This is a genomic window from Streptomyces sp. NPDC048504, assembly GCF_043200035.1.
Taxonomy (GTDB): Bacteria; Actinomycetota; Actinomycetes; order Streptomycetales; family Streptomycetaceae; genus Streptomyces.
This window is the reverse complement of record NZ_JBICXA010000025.1, coordinates 95,318-114,127: the sequence shown is the minus strand read 5'-3', so window position 1 is coordinate 114,127 and position 18,810 is coordinate 95,318. Positions and strand designations below refer to the sequence as shown.

Sequence of the window (18,810 nt, the reverse complement as noted above, 5' to 3'; positions counted from 1 at the left end):
GGCGGGGTGACGGGTTATGGCGGGGGCGAGGACGCTCGTCCCGGACACGGGGTGACGGGCAGAGGCGGTACGGCGGACACGTACCGGATCGACGAAGGCCGCCTCGGCGACGAACCCACCGTGGCCGTCTCCGCACCGGACGGTGCCGTGCGCGTGGTCCTCGCCCTGCGCGGGGCGACACTGCTGAGCTGGCAGGTCGCACGCGGAGCGGCCGGGCAGCTCACCGAGCGGACCGAGCGGACCGAGCGGACCGAGCGGACTGAACGGACCGAACGGACTGAACGGGCTGAACTGACGGACGGCTACAGCGACGAGGCGGAACTGCTCTCGCAGGACGGCGTACGGGCGGGCCTCCTCGCCCCGTTCCCCAACCGCGTGGCGGACGGCCGCTACCACCACGGCGGCCGCGACCACGACCTGCTCCCCGGCCGCGTCGCGAACCACACAGTCTACCACGGCTTCGCGCGCGAGGCGCCGTTCCGGCTCGTCGGGGCCACCACGACGGCCGACTCCGCGCGGCTGCTGCTGCGCACGACGAGCATCAGACCGGACAGGTACCCCGGTTACCCGTTCGCGCTCGACCTCGACGTGGAGTACACGATCGGCCGCCGCGAGCTGGGCATCGAGATCCGGGCGACGAACGTGGGGGAGACCACCGCCCCCTACGCGTCGGGCTGGCACCCGTACTTCACCCTGTCTCGCCCCCGCCCGATCGACGACCTGGTCCTGCAGATCCCCGCCGACACCCTGATCCGCACGGACGCGTCCCTCATCCCCCTGCCCGGAAAGGAGGCCCTGCTGCCCTTGGACCGTTGCCCCGACATGGACTTCCGTACGCCCAGGAAGCTTGGCGACGCCGTCATAGATGCCTGCTTCGCAGACCTGGCCCCCGGACCCACCGGCCGGACCGAGACGGTACTGAGCGACCCCGCGACCGGAGACGAACTACGGGTGTGGCAGCACGGCGGCTATATGCACGTGTTCACCGGCGACACCCTGGCCCGCGACCGGCGCACCTCCATCGCGCTGGAGCCCGTCGAGGTACCCACGGACGCCTACAACCGTCCGGAGCATGCCGACGCCCTGTCACTGGAGCCCGGCCGGCAGCGGGAATTCCGGTTCGGGGTCACGTATGAGCCCTCGGCGCGCTGAGCTGCGCCAGCGGCTTGGGGGCGGGCGCGGCGGTGGACCCTATGCGGACGGCCGGGGAGTCCGACGAACGTCAAGGGCCTTTCCTTGTACGGCCGTTCACTCGTCGCGCTCGGTGCCCTTCAGCGGGACCAGGGCGCGATCCACCAGCCGACCCTGTTTCCCCGGCTGTCCACGCCGGCCAACGGCTCCGGCAGCCAAGCTGCTCCGCGTCCCGGCACCAAAAAGGGCGGGGCCCGAAGACCCCGCCCACTACCGTCACCGGTGAACCCTCACCTCACGGCCACACCAAGCAGTACGGCTGATGCCCCGCCTCATGCAACCGATGGCTGAAGTCCTGCCATTCGTGCAGCGAATGGGAGGGGCGGGGTGGTGACCTGGGGCTTCTTGGTGAGATGTGTGCCGACCAGGGGAAACTCCTCTCCGTAGTTCTCACTGGTCGACGCCGTTTTCCAGGCTCGTGTGCCCTGGATGTGCCCTCGCAGGGTGGGGAGTTGGGCCAGCCATCTTCGATGCACGTGGCAATGGTCAGTGGCGTGGAAGCCGCCACAGATGCGTCGCTGCCCGGGCTCGGTCCGCAGGAGTCTCGCGGACGAGGTGGTACAGGTTCTCGAAGTACTCCTGCCAGCGGTTCGGATCTGGCATGGCGTTCTGCGCGCGCTTCGCACGCTCCGCCTGCACCAGCGGTTGCAGGGCCTCCCAGACGGAGATCACCGAACCTCCGAGGTATCCGGAGACGGGATCGATGTCCACCACCCCGTGAGCGACGAGAGCCCCGAGATTGTCGTAGAACCAGGCCAGTTCACGGACCAGGTCCCGGTCATCGTCCCGTAGCCCAGCCAGTCCGGCTGACAGGTCACAGGCAGGCAGCCGTTCGTGCACGACCTGCCGTGCCTGCGCCAGCCGCACACTTCGATGCTCGCGGAAGAGATCCACAAGAACCGGTAGCGTGTTGGCATGCTCGGTCAGCCGCAATTGTCGAAGCGAGACGACTCCGCTTACCGCCAGTGCTACCAGCGATACCACCAGTGCCGCGATCTCCAACTTTGTCTCCGCTAGCAGTTGTTGATGCAGCGCGGTAGCGGCTGCTGACGCTATTAATCAGGCCGGGCCGCGACGCCGCCGAGCGCGTGGGCCGGGGTGCGCAGGTGAGTGGGGCTTGGGCGGCGCGGTACCTGCGGGGTCGTTCGGGAGTGACAGGGGGTCGACGGGGCCTGGCGGTTGGCCATCGACCGTCTCCATGCCGGGCAGAAAGGCATGGTCCGGGCCGGTGTGAGCGTGCTGGGCGCGCTCAGGTACCGGGAGGATGCGGCGGCGGGTGAGTTCAGCGACGTCGATCAAGGGGGCGTTGACGATGCGGTTGAGGAGCTCTGCCTGCTGAGGTTCCAGGGCGGTGAGATGCCTGAGCACGGCAAGAATTTCGACGAGTTCCCGGCTCCAATCGGGTTCCCAGCGCTCGGGGCGCTCACGGTCGAGTTCACTGGTTACTTTGCCGGCGGTGCGGTCGCTGCGGTAGGCGAGCCAGCTGTCGAGTACGTTGCGGCCGCCGGTGGTGTAGTCGCGCATGCGTTGGGTCACACCGGTGAAGATGCCGCCCTCGATGACAAGTTGCTCGCTTTCGCTGTCGTAGCTGACGATCGAAGGGAGCGTTTCGGGCGCGACTTCTCGGGCGTACATGATCTCGGGGTGTAGGCGCCGCCACCAATTCGATGTGCCTGCTGGGCGGCCGTCGTCGGGATTGACGCAGCGTGCGCCAAACGTCGAGGCCCACAACACGTGGTGTCCCAGGCTGATGGCCTCGTGCCAGAAGCTGCGATCGGCGGTCAGGGGGATACGTACGCCGAGGGAGTTGAGGTCGTCCGCGTAGCGCTCGGTGAAGGCGGGGTGGGCAGTCACTGCGGCGATGTAGGCGAGCAGGTCCTCGGGGAGGACTTCATCGAGGCCGTAGGAGTTGGCGAGGTGGTGTAACAGTCCTGGGGTGACGTTGGGGGTGCGGTCGGCGTGCATGAGCGGCAGGACGCGGCCACCGTTTCCCTTGAAGTAGTCGTTGTCGGGAACGAGGGCGGTGAAAAGCAGTGCTGGGCCGGTCTGCAGACGTTGGGTGTGCTGTTCGACGACGAAGACCTGGCTGTCGACGTTGGCCTGCCACAGCTCGGGACGGGAGAAGTCGATGACACGGCCGTCGGGTATGAGCCATTGGCGATCCAGGGCTCTGCGCGCGATGCGTATCGGAGCAGGACAGGGGCCTTGTTCGATACGCAGAAGGATCGGCGGGTGGGGATGACCAGGGATCTGGACAGCTTCTTTGTCCAGGGTGCGGTCGCGGGTCTCTTTGAACAGTTCCTGCTTCGCGGAGGGGTCGCGCTCTTGAATGAGGCGGTTCCAGCGTCGCCGCAGGATGGTTCTGGACGGGCTGATGACCCAGTTCCGGTTGGGCTTGATGCCAGGCTTGCACCAGGGCATGAGCTCGGTGAGGGCAGGGAAGGTGTCCCAGCCGCTCTGGGAAGCGGGTGTGAAAGGGACAGGCCCGGCAGGCCGGGAAGTACGCCAGCCGGGACCGGTGATGTGCAGGTTGTGCAGTTGCTCGCCTTTGTTCTGGCGGGTGCCATGAACGGCCGTGTAGTGGACGGGGGCCAGTTCGTCTTGCCGCTCGCCTTGACGGCGGACGAAGATGGCGATGGCTAACTCCTGCTGGACTCCAGGAAAGAACCGGCTGTTGAGTGGGGGCCTTTTGGTCTCGGGCGTGAGGTCGATGACCCAGCCCTCGGTGCAGGTGCGCCTCAGATAGGAGCGCATGCCCTGGAAGCCCGCGCCGCGGATGAATCCGCCGGTGCTGACGAAGCAGACGATGCCGTGGCGGTGGTCGTCGTGTTGATCGAAAACTTTGTGGGTGGCCCAGCGCCAGAAGTAAGTGCACAGGCTTTTCAATTTGTTCTCGTAGACGCCTGCCGCACCACGCAACCGGAAGTCGTCCAGCGGCGGGGCACCGCGGCCCGGTGAGCCCTTCTCGATCCATCCGCCCTGGCCTTCTGCCTGTTCGCGGTGGGGAGGGTTGCCGATGACTACGGTGATGCGTTCGTTGCGCTGGATGGTGCTGGCTGCTTCGGCGTCATCACGTAAGGGCCCCCACAAGGCACCGTGGCGATCGAAGAGTTCACTGGGGCGCCATGGGTCGGCGAGGGTGTCGGCCAGATGCAGGCGCATGTCGCGCAGCCGTACTCGGGCATTGAGTTGGCGCAGCATCTGTCCGACGCGCATCTGAGCGACGGCGAAGGCGCCCATCTGCTTTTCGAACCCGATCAGCCGGCCAGCGAGTTCCTGAACGGATTCGGCACGGAAGCCCTCGTTGCCGCCCTCGGACTGCTTGCGGGCGACGAGGTCGATGATGCCGGTGAGGAAGGTGCCGGTTCCCATTGCCGGGTCGATGATGGACACACCGGGGTCGGCGAAGCCGTCTGGGCAATCCAGTGTGGTTGCCAGTACTTCGTCGACGAGGCGGATCATCTCCGTCACCAGTGGGGCTGGGGTGTAGTAGGTGCCGGAGTCCTTGCGCAGGTCGGCGTCGTACTCCTGCAGGAAGTGCTCGTAGAGATGGATGTGGAAGCCGGGGTCGCCGGCCAGGGAACTCCTCCAGTCGATGGCGTCAATGACGCGGACAAGCATGTCCAGGCTGTCGCGGAATTCTCCCTCGACCTGATCGGTGAGGATCTGCAAGGCGCGGCCCATGACGGAGTGCTCAGCCCCAAGACGCCGGCCTACCTCGTGCAGGCTCATACCGGCCAACGCGTTGCCGTTGGCGGTGTTGGAGCCGGCGAGCAGGAGAGCGAAAGTGACGGACTGGGCGTAGCGGTCAGCGAAGGTCGCCCGCTGGTCCCGGTCGTCTGTGGTTGGGAAGAGATCAACCTCAAGCGTGGAGGCCAGGTCGGTGAAAGGGCGCTGGTGACGCGGGAGGACCGCTTCAGCATCGAGGCGGTCGTGAACAGCATCACGCAGAAGAGTGCACAACGGGGCGACCTGGGCAACCACTTCCCGCATTGACGTCAGTGGTTGGGGCTGCCAGCCGAAGAACGAGGCAAGCATCGCCTCGAAGGCGGCCTCGCTTGCTACTGGAAGCCGTAGGCGGGAGCCGGCGCTGCGTAGATCGCCCTCGAAGTGGATGGTGTCGCCGTGCTGCCGACCTGAGCGGTACATGATCCATGTCTGACCGTTCGTGTAGATCAGGTTGGGCAGTTTTGCCATGCCTTCCCACTGGCGGCGGTCGCGTTGGTTCAGGCCGCCAGGATGGATCACGCTCTTGTCGGGGCTTTTCAGCTCGACATAGCCGACGATGTTGCGCGGTAACTTCCCGATCCGCACTGCCAGGTCGGGGCGTATCCGGTGCGCTGTGATTGCCACCTCGGCATGCAGGACCGCCTGTAGTCCCAGTACCCGTGCCGCGTCGACGAGAAGGGTTTCCACCGCTCGGCGGATCGCGGCTTCCTTCTGCCCGTGCAGCAACGCCTGTTTACACGTCGCACCGAAGTCGCTGACGATGCCCCGAAACCGGTCCTTGCGCTGCATCCTGCCCCCCGAGGCCAGCACACCCCCGCATGTTCCTCAACTCACAGTAAACACAACATCACTCCTCGTCGAGAGTGCTGTCCAAGGTGCCGAATACGAGTGTCCGTTCAGCGGCAGCCCACCGACGGTGAGCGTGTGCTGTGTGGGTTGTGGTGCTGGGCGGAAGGAGCGGGGCCGTGGCCCACCAAGGGGCTGGTCGCAGTGCGTTAGCCGATGAGTTCTATCCGGATGGCAAGGGCACCGAGAGCCTCCTTCTCGGGCGGGTAGATGGCCCGGATGTTGGCGAGTTGCTCGTCGCGGCTGGCGGTGGGGTTGACGTTGGCCGGCCCCTCACCGTCGAGCAGGGCCTCGAAGTCGGGGTACTCGGTCACGCGCTCGACCTCGACCTCGCAGGTCTCGTCCGTGCCCTTGATGCGGAACCGGATGACGTCACCGGCCGCGAGGTCGGCGAGGTGTGGGTATTTGACCCGTACCTCGATGGTCTTGGTGCCGGCGGCGACGAGGTCGAAGTACTGGCGGTAGAGGTTGAGTTCGCGGACACGTGGGGTGGTGTTGCTCATGGGGCGGGAATGCTCCTGGTCGCTGGTGCGGTGAGCAGGCGGCCGATCTCGGCTGCGGAGTACGAGCGGAAGAAGTGTCGAGGGTCGGACAGCAAGGTCTCGGCGGTAGCCAGTAGTTGGTCGGCGTATTCGGTGACGGTGCCTGGCCATCGCCGGGTGTCGAGCATCCAGTCGGCGGTGCCCTCGGGCAAGGGGGCGTGGCCTTCGCGGATGAGGGACTTGGAGAGTTTCGCGCCGGTGTCGGTGACGACTTGTGGGCAGAACAGGCGGGCGGGGAGCTGGGCACGGGTGAGGCCGACGGCCTGGAGGGCTTCGTCGACGAGGAGGGAGCCGAAGACCCAGTCGCCGCCCTTGACCATGACGTGCAGAGTTCCACCTGCCCCCGTGCTGGTGAGGGCGAGTTCCTTGACGAGGTTGCGGTACAGGGTGGCCAGGTCGAGGTAGGCGCCGGCGGTAGGCGTGATGGTGACCTGGTAAGGGCCGTGGTGGAGGCAGACGGCATCGACGTCGGCACCTTCTCGGTCGGTGAGGTGCACGCGCGTGCGTTCGGCGTGCTTCTCGGACCAACCGCAGCCGGGGTGTGGGCAGGGGATCCGAAGGTGTGGGGTGCCGGTGGAGGGGGCGAGCCACCAGCGGGCGGCGTCGATGCGGGGCAGGAGCCGTAGCCAGGTGCGGCGGAAGTGTTCGCTTGCCTGCTGCTGGGTGTAGGTCTCGACGCGGTGCGGGATGCCCAAGCGCCGGGAGAGAGCCGTGAACAGGGGTTGGTACAGGGCGGCGACGAGGTCGGTCAGGGCCTGGTTGCCGAGGGCTTGGGCGTAGGCGCGTTGGTAGCGGTGACCGCTGGCCGGGTCCGTGAACAGTTCGTACGGGGCGTTGTCGAGGGCGCTGAAGAGGACCTCGGTCGGGATGCCGAAGCGGTCGCGCAGGCGGGCCGCCATGGCGAAGGCGAGCGACTGGACGAGCGAGGTGCCGATATGCGGGGCGCCGTTGATCTGGGTGCCGACGACCAGCACGATCCTCTCGGGCGGAGCGGCCAGGATGCGTGGCGTCAGGACGTCCTCGGCGCGGAGAAGGGCGTTGGCGAGGACGGTGTTCGGTGAGACGAGACGGGCCGTCATGAATGTCCCCTTGCGGTCAGGCCGGACGGAAGTAGGTGTTGCCGGGTTCGGCGGGACGTGCCCGGCACTAGAGACCAGCGGCAGAGCGCGCTTCTTCCTGGGCACCGGTGACGTACGGGTGTTGGAGCGTGGCGCGGAGGGCTTCCGGGTCGGTGAGGGTGTCGTCGTTCGGTAGCTCGCACCAGCCGCCGAACCAGTCGTCGAGCCGCTCCATGCCGGGTGCGACGAGCCAGGAGTTGGTGGAGAGGTGCCGTACCGGCAGGTCGTGCCAGCGGTCGGCGGTGCCGGTCGCGATGGCGTAGTAGAGGCGCTCGTTGGGCCCGTCGTAGAGCACCGGGCCGATCGGCGCACCGGTGCCGCGAAGGTGGGCCAGGGCCAGGAAGCCGGTCTCGGCAGAGGTGCGCACGAGGTCCCAGCCGTCGCCGACCTTCAGCAGACGCAGTCCGTGCACGTCGCTGACCATGGGTGCGCTGCGCAGCGCGTCACGCACGGACATCATGTATCCCTCTGCGGCTGGAAGTTGGGGCTTATGCCGAGGGAAGGTGCGCATGCCGTAACCGACTTGAAGGAGCGCACCACGATCAGACGGGTGCCCGTTGCGGCTATCCGCCGCTTCCGCTCTCTGCCGAAGCTCCTGGGGCCGAGGTGGCTGAGGGCGGGGACCACGGCGCCGTAGATGTCGGGTAGTTCGAGGGCGTCGAGCAGCCCGACGAAGGCGGGGGAGCGGCTGGCCACCGTGGCGTCGCGGTCGGTGAAGACGCCGCAGAGGGCCAGTTCGTGTCGGCGGCAGTAGTCGGTGAGGCAGTCGACGAGCGCCGCATGGCGGACCGGGCCGCCGGTGACGTGTCGTAGGTAGCCGAAGACCTGTGGGAAGGCGACGCGTCGGCGTTCCGTGATGAGTTCGTCGTCCATGTCCACAGCGTCGGTCGGCGTGAACGGCCTTGAAATGACCTGCTGTTGTACTTCCGTTGCACTTCCCGCCCCACGTCGTCACCGAGAGTGCTTCCATACGTGACGGAGGGAGGTAATCAGTGGTCAGCGTGCAGCAGTGGACGGGCAGGGAAGCGAGCGCCCTTCGTGCTGCCTTGCGTATGAGCATGCGGGCTTTCGCCGAGCACCTCGGCGTCGCGCTGCGTACGGTGGCCAAGTGGGAGAGCCTGGGGGCCGAAACACAGCCCCGGCCCGACACCCAGGCGATCCTCGACACCGCGCTCGCTCGTGCCGACGCTGCCGCCCATGCCCGGTTCGAGGCGGTGCTGTTCCCAGAGCGGAAGAGTGTGCGGCCAGCGGACTACGAGACCTGGACCGAGGACATCGAGCGCGCCGTGGTCTGCGTCAGCCGTCAGGACTTCCCCTTCGCCTCCACTCTGTTGAACCGCTGGTTGGGGAGCCACGATCCACGCGGCCTGGACGTCAAGGGCCTTTATTTGTACGGCCGTTCGCTCGTCCTGCTCGGTGACCTTCAGCGGGACCAGGGCGCGGTCCTCGGCCCGCTGTCGGCCCGCCAGTCCTACCTGACAGCCCGCGGCATGTTCACCGAACTCGACATCCCGCGCCGGGTGGCGCAGATCGAGCTGTCCCTCGCCGTCGTACAGGAGATGTCAGGTCAGCTCGACGCTTCCGCCCGCCACTACGAACTCCTCGCCGCAGACGGGCGGTTGAGTCGGCGTGACCGTGCTCGTGCCCGACTCTGGGTCGGTACGGCTCTGAGCAAGGAGGGCAACAACGAGTACGCCACCAACGTCATGGCTGCTGCCACCCGCGAGTTCGAGGAACTCGGTGAGCCGGAGGACTGGTCCGTGGCGCACCAGAAGCTTGCGCTCGCCCATCGTGGCGCCGGCGACCTGAAGCAAGCCCTGCACTACATCGACATCGCGCGCGCCACCGGCACAGTCGACTCCCCGATGCAGCGGGTGCGGTTGGACACCGCGTACGGGCACATCCTTCTGTCGGATGCGGCGACCCGGAATGATGGGCTGTCCGTCCTCGATCAGGCGGCACAGGTGGCCCGGCAGTTCGGGCTGAGCCACCAGTCGCGCAGTATCGAGGGCATCCGAGAGGGCCAGCAGGGATGAGCCAGGGAGTGCCAGTGCCGGAGCACCAGCAGCGTCAGATCACCGACGAGCAGTTCCACGACGCGACGTTGATCTGGGACTACCACCAGATGGGGCACGAGTTGCGGCCTTGCTCAGCGGCGATCGGTCTGGGCAGCCACGACCTGGGTGTCGCCACGACAGCCGTAGATCTCTACCGCGCCGGCCTCTTCCCCGTCGTGGTGTTCAGCGGCGGCAACAGCCCCACCACCCGCGCCCGTTTCCCGCGCGGCGAGGCCGTCCACTACCGGGAGCATGCCCTGAGTCTGGGCGCACCGGACGAGGCGATCCTGGTCGAGTCCAAGGCGGCGAACACCGGCCAGAACATCACCCTCTCCCGGGAGTTGCTGGCGGAGGCGGGCGTGGAGGTGGAGTCGCTGCTGCTGATCTCCAAGCCGTACATGGAGCGCCGCTCGTACGCGACCTGCCGCAAGCTGTGGCCCGAGGCCGAAGTCGTATGTGCCTCCGAGCCGTTGGAGTTGGACGACTACATCAAGTCCATCGGCGACGAGAAGCTCGTTGTCGACATGCTCGTCGGGGACCTGCAACGGGTGATCGACTACCCGAAGTTGGGGTTCGCCGTCGAGCAGGACGTATCGGGGGATGTGTATGACGCTTACGAGCGCCTCCTGGGCGCCGGCTTCGACAGCCGCCTCATCAACAGCTGACACACGTCGACTTGGGGCGAGCGGCGGGGTGTGCGCGATCCACCAGCCGAACCTGTTTCCCCGGCTGTCCACGCTGGCCAAGCTGTTCGCCGCTGACCGGTGGATCGTCCTCGACGATGTTCAGTTCGCGCGCCGGGATTACCAGCACCGCGCCCGGCTCGCGGCCCTCGACGACCCGAGCCGGCAGCAGTGGCTCACGCTCCCCACTCACCTGCCCAACGGACGCCCGACGGTCATCAAACAGGCGTTGCTCGTCGAGCCGCGCCGGTCTCGCCGAACGGTCAGTCTCCTGGTTCGCCAGTACTACGGCCGTAGCCGCTACTGGCCTGTCGTGCGTGAGGTCTTGGACGTGGTCCTCGATCGGTTCGAGAACACGGACCGCGTGGCGGGCCTCGCGAGGACATCGACCGTTGCCCTGCTCACTGCCCTCGGCTGGAGCGGTGAGGTACTGGAGAGCAGCGCGATCCCGACCCGCCAGGGCCGGTCCGAGCGGCTGGCCGACCTCGCCGTAGCGACCGGCAGTACCCACTACCTGTGTGGCACCGGCGGCCTGCGCTACCTCGACCACCAGCCGTTCGCCGCCCATGGCATCACTGTTCTGCCCTTCCACACACCTGTGGGTACGGGCGACCGGGTCTGGCAGTTGGCCCGACGGGTGAGCAGCCTCTGGGGGTTGAGCGAGATCGGCCCGAGTGAACTGGCGTCCAGGTTCGCTGTGGAACGAGAAGGCCATCTCCTTGGAATCCCCACTCTGGGCGGCTGGTAGTTGCGTCCAGGGACATGAAAAAGGCGGGGTCCGAGAACCCCGCCACACACACCACAAACCCTCAGCTCAAGGCCACACCAAGCAATAAGGCTGATGCCCCGCCTCATGCAACCGATGGCTGAAGTCCTGCCACTCGTGCAGCAGTTGGTACACATTGAACGCATCCCGAGGCCCACCCCGGTCCGGCACCGTCGACCAGATGAACGCCGCCGCGCCGACCGCTTCCTCGCCGATTCCGCGGAGCGGGTCGACGACGGTCATCGGGAGTTTGACGACCGCGTAGTCGGGGTGGAGGACCACCAGTTCCAGCGGGGGCACCTTGTTGAGCGGGACGCCCTCGATGCCGGTGAGGACCATCGCGGCCATCGTCTCCGGCTTGATCTTGGTGAACATGCCGTTCATCCCGAGCTCGTCGCCGCCGAGTTCCTCGGGGCGCATCGAGATCGGGACGCGGGCCGCGGTCGCGCCGTCGGGCGCGCCGAAGTATTTGTACGTCACCCCCACCCGACCACCATTCCTGCTCCCCGCCCGCAACTGATCGATCCGACGTTCGATACGTCGCTCATCCCGATCCGACTCACCCGAAACCGAACCTGAGCCCGAGCCCATGCCGGATCCCAAGCCGTTTCCCGCACCCGCACCCGCACCCGCACCCGGACCCAAGCCAGGCCCGCCCCGCCGTGCCTCGGCGGCTTCCTCCTCGTCACGCCGGTGCTTCCCCCGCCGGGCACGCCGAGGACCCAGGTCGTCAGTCCCCTCGCCCAGTCCGCCACCGCGATGCATATCTCCACCCGACTGCTTTTCCAGGACGCGTGACCCTCGCCGCGCAACCCGATCATCGTGTCAGTGACCTCCCCCACGGCCGCCCGCCGAAACGTGCGCTGAAACACCTGTCCGCAGGATCTGCGCAAGCCCTGAACACCGTCGCCCGCATGAGCTGTGTGTGTCTGTGTGTATCAGGTCCCAGTCTCGCAGACGGGTGGGGGCCCCTGCCCGGTCTCCCGCCGCCTACCCTGAGGAGGTCACTGAGTCACCGGAGCCCCAGCTCATCCCGAGAAGTCCGAGAAGCCGGAGAAGTCGCAGGTCATGACCGAAACGCCCAGCGGAACGCCCAGCGAAACGCCCAGCGGAGGGGCGAGCGGGGCGCCGCACGCCCTGCCTTATCCATACGACGCACCCGTCTCGCAGGCTCTCTTCGACCGTGCGTCGGTCGTCACACCGGGCGGCGTGAACTCCCCGGTGCGCGCCTTCCGCGCCGTCGGCGGCACGCCCCGGTTCATGGTCTCCGGCAACGGCCCCTATCTGACGGACGCGGACGGGCGCGAGTACGTCGACCTCGTCTGCTCCTGGGGTCCCATGATCCTCGGGCACTCCCAGCCCGACGTGATCGCCGCCGTCCACGACGCCGTCTCGCGCGGCACCTCCTTCGGCACCCCCGGCGAGGGCGAGGTCGCGCTCGCCGAGGAGATCGTCGCCCGCGTCGAGCCCGTGCAGCAGGTACGGCTCGTCTCCAGCGGGACCGAGGCCACCATGTCCGCCATCCGGCTCGCCCGCGGGTTCACCGGGCGGCCCAAGGTCATCAAGTTCGCCGGGTGTTACCACGGTCACGTCGACGCCCTGCTCGCCGCCGCGGGCAGTGGTGTCGCCACCTTCGCGCTGCCCGACACCCCCGGCGTCACCGGCGCCCAGGCCGGCGACACGATCGTCCTGCCGTACAACGACCTCGAAGCCGTCAACGAGGCCTTCCATCGGCATCCCGGTGAGATCGCGTGCGTTATTACCGAGGCTTCGCCGGGGAACATGGGCGTCGTGCCGCCCGTCGCCGGGTTCAACCAGGGGCTCAAGGACGCCTGCTCGAAGAACGGTGCCCTCTTCATCTCCGACGAGGTCATGACCGGGTTCCGCACCAGCAAGGCCGGGTGGTTCGGGATCGACGGGGTCCGTCCCGACCTCATGACCTTCGGCAAGGTCATGGGCGGCGGTTTCCCCGCCGCCGCGTTCGGCGGGCGCGCCGACATCATGGCGCACCTCGCCCCCGCCGGGCCCGTCTACCAGGCCGGCACCCTCTCCGGTAACCCCGTCGCGACCGCCGCCGGCCTCGCCCAGCTGCGGCTCCTCGACGACGCGGCCTACGACGCGATCGACGCCGTATCGGCGCAGATCCAGTCGCTCGTCACCGAGGCGCTCAGCAAGGAAGGTGTCGCGCACCGGCTGCAGAACGCCTCCAACATGTTCTCCGTGTTCTTCACCGACCGGAGCGTGCGCAACTACGAGGACGCCAAGGCGCAGGAGTCGTACCGCTTCACCGCGTTCTTCCACTCGATGCTGGCGCAGGGTGTCTATCTGCCTCCCTCGTCCTTCGAGTCCTGGTTCGTTTCCACGGCCCACGACGAACGGGCCATCCAGCGGATCGCCGACGCCCTCCCGGCAGCGGCCCGAGCGGCGGCGGAGGCCACCCGATGAGCAGCAGTGACAGTGACATCACCGTCGTCCACGTGATGCGGCACGGTGAAGTCGCCAATCCGGACGGGGTGTTGTACGGCCGTCTCCCCGGCTACCACCTCTCCGAGCTGGGGCGGCAGATGGCCGACCGGGTCGCCGAGCACCTCTCCTCCCGCGATGTCACGCACGTCGTCGCCTCCCCGCTGGAGCGCGCGCAGGAGACCGCCACGCCGATCGCCAAGGCGCACGGGCTCGACCTCGCGACCGACGGGCGGCTCATCGAGGCCGACAACGTCTTCCAGGGCAAGACCTTCGGGGTCGGCGACGGGGCGCTGAAGAAGCCCGACAACTGGAAGTACCTCGTCAACCCGTTCAAGCCGTCGTGGGGTGAGCCCTACGTCGACCAGGTCGTCCGGATGGTGGCCGCGCTGGACGCCGCCAAGGACGCCGCGCGCGGTCACGAGGCGGTGCTGGTGAGTCATCAGCTGCCGATCTGGATCGTGCGGTCGTACGTCGAGCGGCGCCGGCTGTGGCACGACCCGCGCAAGCGGCAGTGCACGCTCGCGTCCCTGACGACCTTCACCTACCGCGGCGACAAGATCGTGTCCGTCGGCTACACCGAGCCGGCCCGCGATCTCGTCCCGGCTCATCTCCTCGCCGGCGCGAAGCCCGTCAAGGGCAAGGACAAGGCGTTCGGCGCCTGACGAACACGGGGTGACCACTCGTCAGGGGCAGGTCTCGTGACGGCTCTGTGACATTTGTTTCGCAACCCACATCGTTCACGGCGAACTTTCTCGTCCGTCGCGTCCTCTCACAGGTAGACCACAGAGGACGCGACGGATGGGGAAGCAATGCGGAGTCTCACTCGACGGGGAGCGCTCGGAGTCGGTGCGGGCGCCGCGGCGGCCGTAGGACTCGCGGGGTGCGGGACGCTCGGCTCGGACGGGGCGAAGCCCTCCTCCGGCGGCTCCGGGAAGGGCTCCTCCGGCGGTCCCACCAAGTCCCTTGAGCCCCGCGCCAAGCTCATCGGTGACGGCTCCACGTCCTTCACCGGCGCGCAGCCCAAGCAGCCCGCGAAGCCCGTGCCGCTGGAGCCGGGGCAGACCCCGCCGCAGTTCGTGATCTTCTCCTGGGACGGCGCGGGCGAGGTGGGCAACGGCCTGTTCCCCCGCTTCCTCGACCTCGCCAAGCAGCACGGCGCGAGCATGACCTTCTTCCTCTCCGGCCTGTATCTGCTGCCCGAGTCGAAGAAGCGCCTCTACAACCCGCCGAACAACCCGCGCGGCGCCTCCGACATCGGCTACCTCACCGACGAACACGTCAAGGCGACCCTGACCAACGTCCGCCGCGCGTGGCTGGAGGGCCACGAGATAGGCACCCACTTCAACGGCCACTTCTGCTCCGGCTACGGCACGGTCGGCAACTGGACGCCCCAGCAGTGGCGCAGCGAGATCGACCAGGCCAAGTCCTTCGTCAAGGAGTGGCGCACCAACACCGGCTGGCACGACCTGCCGTCCCTGCCGTTCGACTACGAGAAGGAGCTCGTCGGCGGCCGTACGCCCTGCCTGCTGGGCCAGGACAACCTGCTGCCCACCGCCCGCTCCCTCGGCTGGCGCTACGACGCCTCCTCGCCCGGCGGCCGCCAGGTCTGGCCCGTGAAGCGCAACGGCGTCTGGGACTACCCCCTCCAGGCCGTCCCCTTCCCCGGGCACAGCTTCGAAGTCCTCTCGATGGACTACAACATGCTGGCCAACCAGTCCGTCAACTCCACCAACGCGCCCGCCTACAACTACCCGGGCTGGCGTACCCAGGCCGCGCAGGCCTACATCTCCGGTTTCCAGCGCGCGTACGAGTCGAACCGCGCCCCCTTCTTCATCGGCAACCACTTCGAGCACTGGAACGGCGGCATCTACATGGACGCCGTCGAGCAGGCCTTCAAGCACATCGCCCAGCTGAAGGAGAAGGGCGAGGACGTACGCATGGTCTCCTTCAAGCAGTTCACCGACTGGATCGACGTGCAGAAGCCCGAGGTACTGGCCCAGCTGCGCACCCTCGATGTCGGCCAGGCGCCGGCCGGCGGCTGGAAGTCCTTCCTGGCCGCGAGCTCCAGCACGTCCTCGTCGGCCTCCTCCACGGCCACCGGAGACGCCGCCTGAAATGCCGTCTGAAATGCGGTTTTCCACCCGCCGTACGCCGTTGAGGGGGGCGCGCAAGATCCTCAGAACGGGCATGCGAAACTTTTCACATGAGTGCCGCCAGCCGCGCCCTTAGCCGCGCCGTCCTGTCGACCGCCGGTGTAGCCGTCGCCGCGTTGGTGCTGTCCGCGTGCAGTTCCGGAGGCACCTCCGGAGGTTCGGGCAACACCAACTTCATCACCGGCTCCGACGGCATCGCGACCGTCAAGAAGGGCGACCGCCAGGCCGCCCCCGACCTGTCCGGCAAGACCATCGACGGCAAGACCCTCAACACCGCCGACTACAAGGGCAAGGTCCTCGTCGTCAACGTGTGGGGCTCCTGGTGCTCCCCGTGCCGCGCCGAGGCGGACAACCTCGTCCAGGTCGCGAAGGCCACGGCGAACAAGGACGTCCAGTTCGTCGGCCTCAACACCCGCGACACCAGCACCGAACCGGCCGTCGCCTTCGAGAAGAAGTACGCCGTCCCGTACCCGAGTCTCTACGACCCGACGGGCCGGCTGATGCTCCGCTTCAAGAAGGGCACCCTCAACCCGCAGGCCATCCCCTCCACGATCGTCATCGACCGGGACGGCAAGATCGCGGCACGCGCACTCCAGGCACTCAGCGAGGACAAGCTGCGCGAGATGCTCGACCCGGTCATCGCGGAGAAGTGAGCTGACGTGCTGCTCGCGGCGGTCACCGACCCCAACACCACAGTCCGCAGCGGAGCTTTGCTCCTCGCGCTGCCGATCGCGGTCCTCGGCGGACTCGTCTCCTTCTTCTCCCCGTGCGTCCTGCCGCTCGTCCCCGGCTACCTCTCCTACGTCACGGGAGTCACCGGCACCGACCTCGGCGACGCCCGCCGCGGCCGGATGGTCGCGGGCGCTTCCCTCTTCGTCCTGGGCTTCACCGTCGTGTTCGTCTCCGGCGGAGCCCTGTTCGGCTTTTTCGGGCAGACGCTCCAGGAGAACAAGGGCGTCCTGACCAAGGTGCTGGGCGTGCTCATGATCCTCATGGGTGTGTTCTTCATGGGGATGATGCCCTGGCTCACCCAGCGCGAGTTCCGCTTCCACAAGCGGCCGACCACCGGACTCATAGGAGCACCGCTGCTCGGCGCGCTCTTCGGGATCGGCTGGACCCCGTGCATCGGCCCGACCCTCGCGTCGGTGCAGGCGCTCTCCATGGACCAGTCGAGTGCCGGTCGCGGCGCCATACTCACCGTCGCGTACTGTCTCGGCCTGGGTGTCCCCTTCGTCCTCACCGCGGTCGCGTTCCGCAAGGCCCTCGGTGCCTTCGGCTGGGTCAAGCGCCACTATGTCTGGGTGATGCGCGTCGGCGGCACCATGATGATCGTGACCGGCGTGCTGCTGCTCACCGGCGCCTGGGACGCGCTGGTGCAGGACATGCAGGGCTGGTCCGACGGCTTCACTGTAGGGATCTGATCGATGAGCAAGACGACCGCCGACTCGCCCGCCGAGACGCCCCGGGCCGACCCCGCCGGCGACGACCAGGACCTCGGCGCCGCGGGCTCCCAGCTCTCCACGGCCCCCATCGAGACGGCCATGCCCGGCTCCTTCGGCGGCAACCGCAGGCCCGGCCTGACCGGCTGGCTCGCCTGGACCGGCCGTGAAGTGCTCGGCTGGGCGCGCTGGTTCTGGCGGCAGCTGACCTCGATGCGGGTCGCGCTGATGCTGCTGTTCCTGCTGTCGCTCGGCGCGGTCCCCGGCTCGCTGATCCCGCAGTCCGGCACCGACGCGCTGAAGGTCTCCGAGTTCCAGGACGCACACAAGACGCTCGGGCCGATCTACCAGAAGCTCGGCCTCTTCCACGTCTACGGCTCGGCCTGGTTCGGCGCGATCTACATCCTCCTCTTCGTCTCCCTGATCGGCTGCATCATCCCGCGCACCTGGCAGTTCGTCGGCCAGCTCCGCGGCCGCCCGCCGGGCGCGCCCAAGCGGCTCAACCGCCTTCCCGCGTACGCCACTTGGCGCACCGCCGCCGAGCCGGACGAGGTCCGCGAAGTCGCCCTCGCGGCGCTGAAGAAGCGCCGCTTCCGCGCCCACATCGCCGGAGACGCCGTCGCCGCCGAGAAGGGCTATCTGCGCGAGACCGGCAACCTCCTGTTCCACCTCGCGCTGATCGTGATGCTGATCGCCTTCGCCTGGGGCCAGCTCTTCAAATCCGAGGGCGACAAGCTGATCGTCGAGGGCGACGGCTTCTCCAACACCCTCACCCAGTACGACGACTTCAAGTCCGGCAACCTCTTCAGCGACGACGACCTCGTGCCGTTCAGCTTCAACCTGAAGAACTTCGTCGGCACCTACGAGCGCACCGGCCCCAACCGCGGCACCCCGAGCACGTTCCAGGCCGACATCACCTACAGCCTGGGTGCCTACGGGAAGTCCGAGAAGCACACGATCAAGGTCAACGAGCCGCTGGAGATCGGCGACTCGAAGGTCTACCTCGTCAGCCACGGCTACGCCCCGGTCGTCACCGTCCGGGACGGCAAGGGCAACGTGGTCTTCCACCAGGCCGTGCCGATGCTGCCGATCGACTCCAACGTCACCTCGCAGGGCGCGATCAAGGTCCTCGACGGCTACAAGAACTCTCAGGGCGTCGCCGAACAGCTCGGTTTCGCCGCCCTGTTCGTGCCGACGTACGCCAAGGGCAGCGGCACGATGTTCTCCCAGTACCCCGGGCTCGACTACCCGGTGCTCAACGTGACCGGCTACCACGGCGATCTCGGCGTCAACTCGGGCATCCCGCAGAACGTGTACCAGCTGGACACCAAGAACCTGAAGCAGTTCAAGACCGCCAAGGGTGCCATCCTCAAGTCCCAGCTGCTGCCCGGCGAGACGATGACGCTGCCGAACGGCGCCGGGTCGATCACCTTCGACAAACAGATCAAGGAGTGGGCGGGCTTCCAGGTCGTCCAGCAGCCCGGCACCACCTGGGCGCTGGCCGGCGCGCTCACCGCGATCGTCGGTTTGGCCGGCTCCCTGTTCATCCAGCGCCGCCGCGTCTGGGTGCGGGCTACGCGCGGCGCTGACGGGGTGACGGTCGTCGAAATGGCCGGACTCGGCCGCAGCGAGTCCGCGAAACTCCCCGAGGAACTCGGTGACCTCGCGGGGCTCGTGCACGACCGGGCCCCGACGAAGACGGACGGGGGCTCGGCGAAGTCCGACGGGGGCTCGACCACGTCCGACACCGGCTCGACGAAGACCGACGGGCGCTCGACCAAGTCCGACACCGGCTCGACCAAGTCCGACACCGGCTCGAC

The 18,810-nt window shown here is 67.7% G+C and carries 17 protein-coding genes; 10 read left to right on the top strand and 7 right to left on the bottom strand.

The genetic code is table 11. From position 1 onward, the window contains the following. Positions 1–51: 51 nt before the first annotated feature. Entirely contained in the window at positions 52–1,152 is a 1,101-nt protein-coding gene (locus ACGFY9_RS44835; RefSeq protein WP_393764283.1) for an aldose 1-epimerase, read from the top strand. Between the two features lie 525 nt (positions 1,153–1,677). Here the strand turns inward: ACGFY9_RS44835 and ACGFY9_RS44830 are convergent. The 6 genes from ACGFY9_RS44830 to ACGFY9_RS44805 all read right to left on the bottom strand — a co-directional run bounded on the left by ACGFY9_RS44830 (position 1,678) and on the right by ACGFY9_RS44805 (position 8,299). Beyond that, complete coding sequence (locus tag ACGFY9_RS44830) at positions 1,678–2,193, bottom strand: hypothetical protein (RefSeq protein ID WP_393764281.1); 516 nt, start codon at positions 2,191–2,193, stop codon at positions 1,678–1,680. 57 nt (positions 2,194–2,250) lie between these two features. Next, the gene (locus ACGFY9_RS44825; protein ID WP_393764280.1) at positions 2,251–5,709 is read right to left on the bottom strand and encodes a type ISP restriction/modification enzyme; all 3,459 of its coding nucleotides are present in this window, start codon (positions 5,707–5,709) and stop codon (positions 2,251–2,253) included. A 206-nt stretch (positions 5,710–5,915) separates the two neighbouring features. Further along, positions 5,916–6,269 carry an ASCH domain-containing protein gene (locus tag ACGFY9_RS44820; protein WP_393764278.1) on the bottom strand — a complete coding sequence of 118 codons (354 nt, stop codon included), beginning with the start codon at positions 6,267–6,269 and terminating at the stop codon, positions 5,916–5,918. Continuing rightward, positions 6,266–7,387 (bottom strand): hypothetical protein, encoded by a 1,122-nt coding sequence (locus ACGFY9_RS44815; protein ID WP_393764276.1) that lies wholly within the window; start codon positions 7,385–7,387, stop codon positions 6,266–6,268. The genes ACGFY9_RS44820 and ACGFY9_RS44815 overlap by 4 nt, the downstream gene beginning before the upstream one ends. A gap of 67 nt (positions 7,388–7,454) precedes the next feature. Further along, a complete protein-coding gene (locus ACGFY9_RS44810) occupies positions 7,455–7,883 on the bottom strand; it encodes a hypothetical protein (RefSeq protein WP_393764274.1) in 429 nt (142 codons plus the stop codon). Further along, entirely contained in the window at positions 7,883–8,299 is a 417-nt protein-coding gene (locus tag ACGFY9_RS44805; RefSeq protein ID WP_393764272.1) for a hypothetical protein, read from the bottom strand. Before ACGFY9_RS44805 ends, ACGFY9_RS44810 begins: the two co-directional genes overlap by 1 nt. 179 nt (positions 8,300–8,478) lie before the next feature. Here ACGFY9_RS44805 and ACGFY9_RS44800 point away from each other — a divergent pair, with 179 nt between their 5' ends. From ACGFY9_RS44800 to ACGFY9_RS44790, 3 genes are read left to right on the top strand one after another with little or no spacing between them, the layout of a single operon-like run. Continuing rightward, positions 8,479–9,462, top strand: a complete 984-nt coding sequence (locus tag ACGFY9_RS44800; RefSeq protein ID WP_393764270.1) for a hypothetical protein — start codon at positions 8,479–8,481, stop codon at positions 9,460–9,462. After that, positions 9,459–10,148: a YdcF family protein gene (locus ACGFY9_RS44795; RefSeq protein ID WP_393764268.1), complete on the top strand. Its 690-nt coding sequence runs from the start codon at positions 9,459–9,461 to the stop codon at positions 10,146–10,148. Before ACGFY9_RS44800 ends, ACGFY9_RS44795 begins: the two co-directional genes overlap by 4 nt. A gap of 28 nt (positions 10,149–10,176) precedes the next feature. Beyond that, positions 10,177–10,914 carry a WbqC family protein gene (locus tag ACGFY9_RS44790; protein ID WP_393764266.1) on the top strand — a complete coding sequence of 246 codons (738 nt, stop codon included), beginning with the start codon at positions 10,177–10,179 and terminating at the stop codon, positions 10,912–10,914. A 66-nt stretch (positions 10,915–10,980) separates the two neighbouring features. Here the strand turns inward: ACGFY9_RS44790 and ACGFY9_RS44785 are convergent, their stop codons facing one another. Further along, positions 10,981–11,418, bottom strand: coding sequence for a hypothetical protein (locus ACGFY9_RS44785; protein WP_019061278.1), 438 nt, complete (start codon positions 11,416–11,418; stop codon positions 10,981–10,983). Between the two features lie 651 nt (positions 11,419–12,069). Here ACGFY9_RS44785 and hemL point away from each other — a divergent pair. The 6 genes from hemL to ACGFY9_RS44755 form a co-directional block, all read left to right on the top strand. After that, positions 12,070–13,377 (top strand): glutamate-1-semialdehyde 2,1-aminomutase, encoded by a 1,308-nt coding sequence (hemL, locus tag ACGFY9_RS44780; RefSeq protein ID WP_393764329.1) that lies wholly within the window; start codon positions 12,070–12,072, stop codon positions 13,375–13,377. Continuing rightward, positions 13,374–14,060: a histidine phosphatase family protein gene (locus ACGFY9_RS44775; RefSeq protein ID WP_393764264.1), complete on the top strand. Its 687-nt coding sequence runs from the start codon at positions 13,374–13,376 to the stop codon at positions 14,058–14,060. Before hemL ends, ACGFY9_RS44775 begins: the two co-directional genes overlap by 4 nt. A gap of 147 nt (positions 14,061–14,207) precedes the next feature. Next, positions 14,208–15,512: a hypothetical protein gene (locus ACGFY9_RS44770; protein WP_393764263.1), complete on the top strand. Its 1,305-nt coding sequence runs from the start codon at positions 14,208–14,210 to the stop codon at positions 15,510–15,512. Between the two features lie 89 nt (positions 15,513–15,601). Further along, the gene (locus tag ACGFY9_RS44765) at positions 15,602–16,204 is read left to right on the top strand and encodes a TlpA family protein disulfide reductase (protein WP_393764262.1); all 603 of its coding nucleotides are present in this window, start codon (positions 15,602–15,604) and stop codon (positions 16,202–16,204) included. A gap of 6 nt (positions 16,205–16,210) precedes the next feature. Then, a complete protein-coding gene (locus tag ACGFY9_RS44760) occupies positions 16,211–16,972 on the top strand; it encodes a cytochrome c biogenesis protein CcdA (protein ID WP_352111894.1) in 762 nt (253 codons plus the stop codon). Positions 16,973–16,975: 3 nt separating this feature from the next. Then, positions 16,976–18,810 (top strand): cytochrome c biogenesis protein ResB (locus tag ACGFY9_RS44755; RefSeq protein WP_393764260.1); only part of this gene is annotated, 1,835 nt, incomplete at its 3' end.

What these genes read in the sequence shown, in the direction of transcription:
- ACGFY9_RS44815 (WP_393764276.1), bottom strand. Translation starts at nt 7,387, where the DNA reads ATGACGGCCCGTCTCGTCTCACCGAACACCGTCCTCGCCAACGCCCTT.
- ACGFY9_RS44765 (WP_393764262.1), top strand. Translation starts at nt 15,602, where the DNA reads ATGAGTGCCGCCAGCCGCGCCCTTAGCCGCGCCGTCCTGTCGACCGCC.
- ACGFY9_RS44820 (WP_393764278.1), bottom strand. Translation starts at nt 6,269, where the DNA reads ATGAGCAACACCACCCCACGTGTCCGCGAACTCAACCTCTACCGCCAG.
- ACGFY9_RS44770 (WP_393764263.1), top strand. Translation starts at nt 14,208, where the DNA reads ATGCGGAGTCTCACTCGACGGGGAGCGCTCGGAGTCGGTGCGGGCGCC.
- ACGFY9_RS44800 (WP_393764270.1), top strand. Translation starts at nt 8,479, where the DNA reads ATGAGCATGCGGGCTTTCGCCGAGCACCTCGGCGTCGCGCTGCGTACG.
- ACGFY9_RS44805 (WP_393764272.1), bottom strand. Translation starts at nt 8,299, where the DNA reads ATGGACGACGAACTCATCACGGAACGCCGACGCGTCGCCTTCCCACAG.
- ACGFY9_RS44795 (WP_393764268.1), top strand. Translation starts at nt 9,459, where the DNA reads ATGAGCCAGGGAGTGCCAGTGCCGGAGCACCAGCAGCGTCAGATCACC.
- ACGFY9_RS44775 (WP_393764264.1), top strand. Translation starts at nt 13,374, where the DNA reads ATGAGCAGCAGTGACAGTGACATCACCGTCGTCCACGTGATGCGGCAC.
- ACGFY9_RS44825 (WP_393764280.1), bottom strand. Translation starts at nt 5,709, where the DNA reads ATGCAGCGCAAGGACCGGTTTCGGGGCATCGTCAGCGACTTCGGTGCG.
- ACGFY9_RS44810 (WP_393764274.1), bottom strand. Translation starts at nt 7,883, where the DNA reads ATGTCCGTGCGTGACGCGCTGCGCAGCGCACCCATGGTCAGCGACGTG.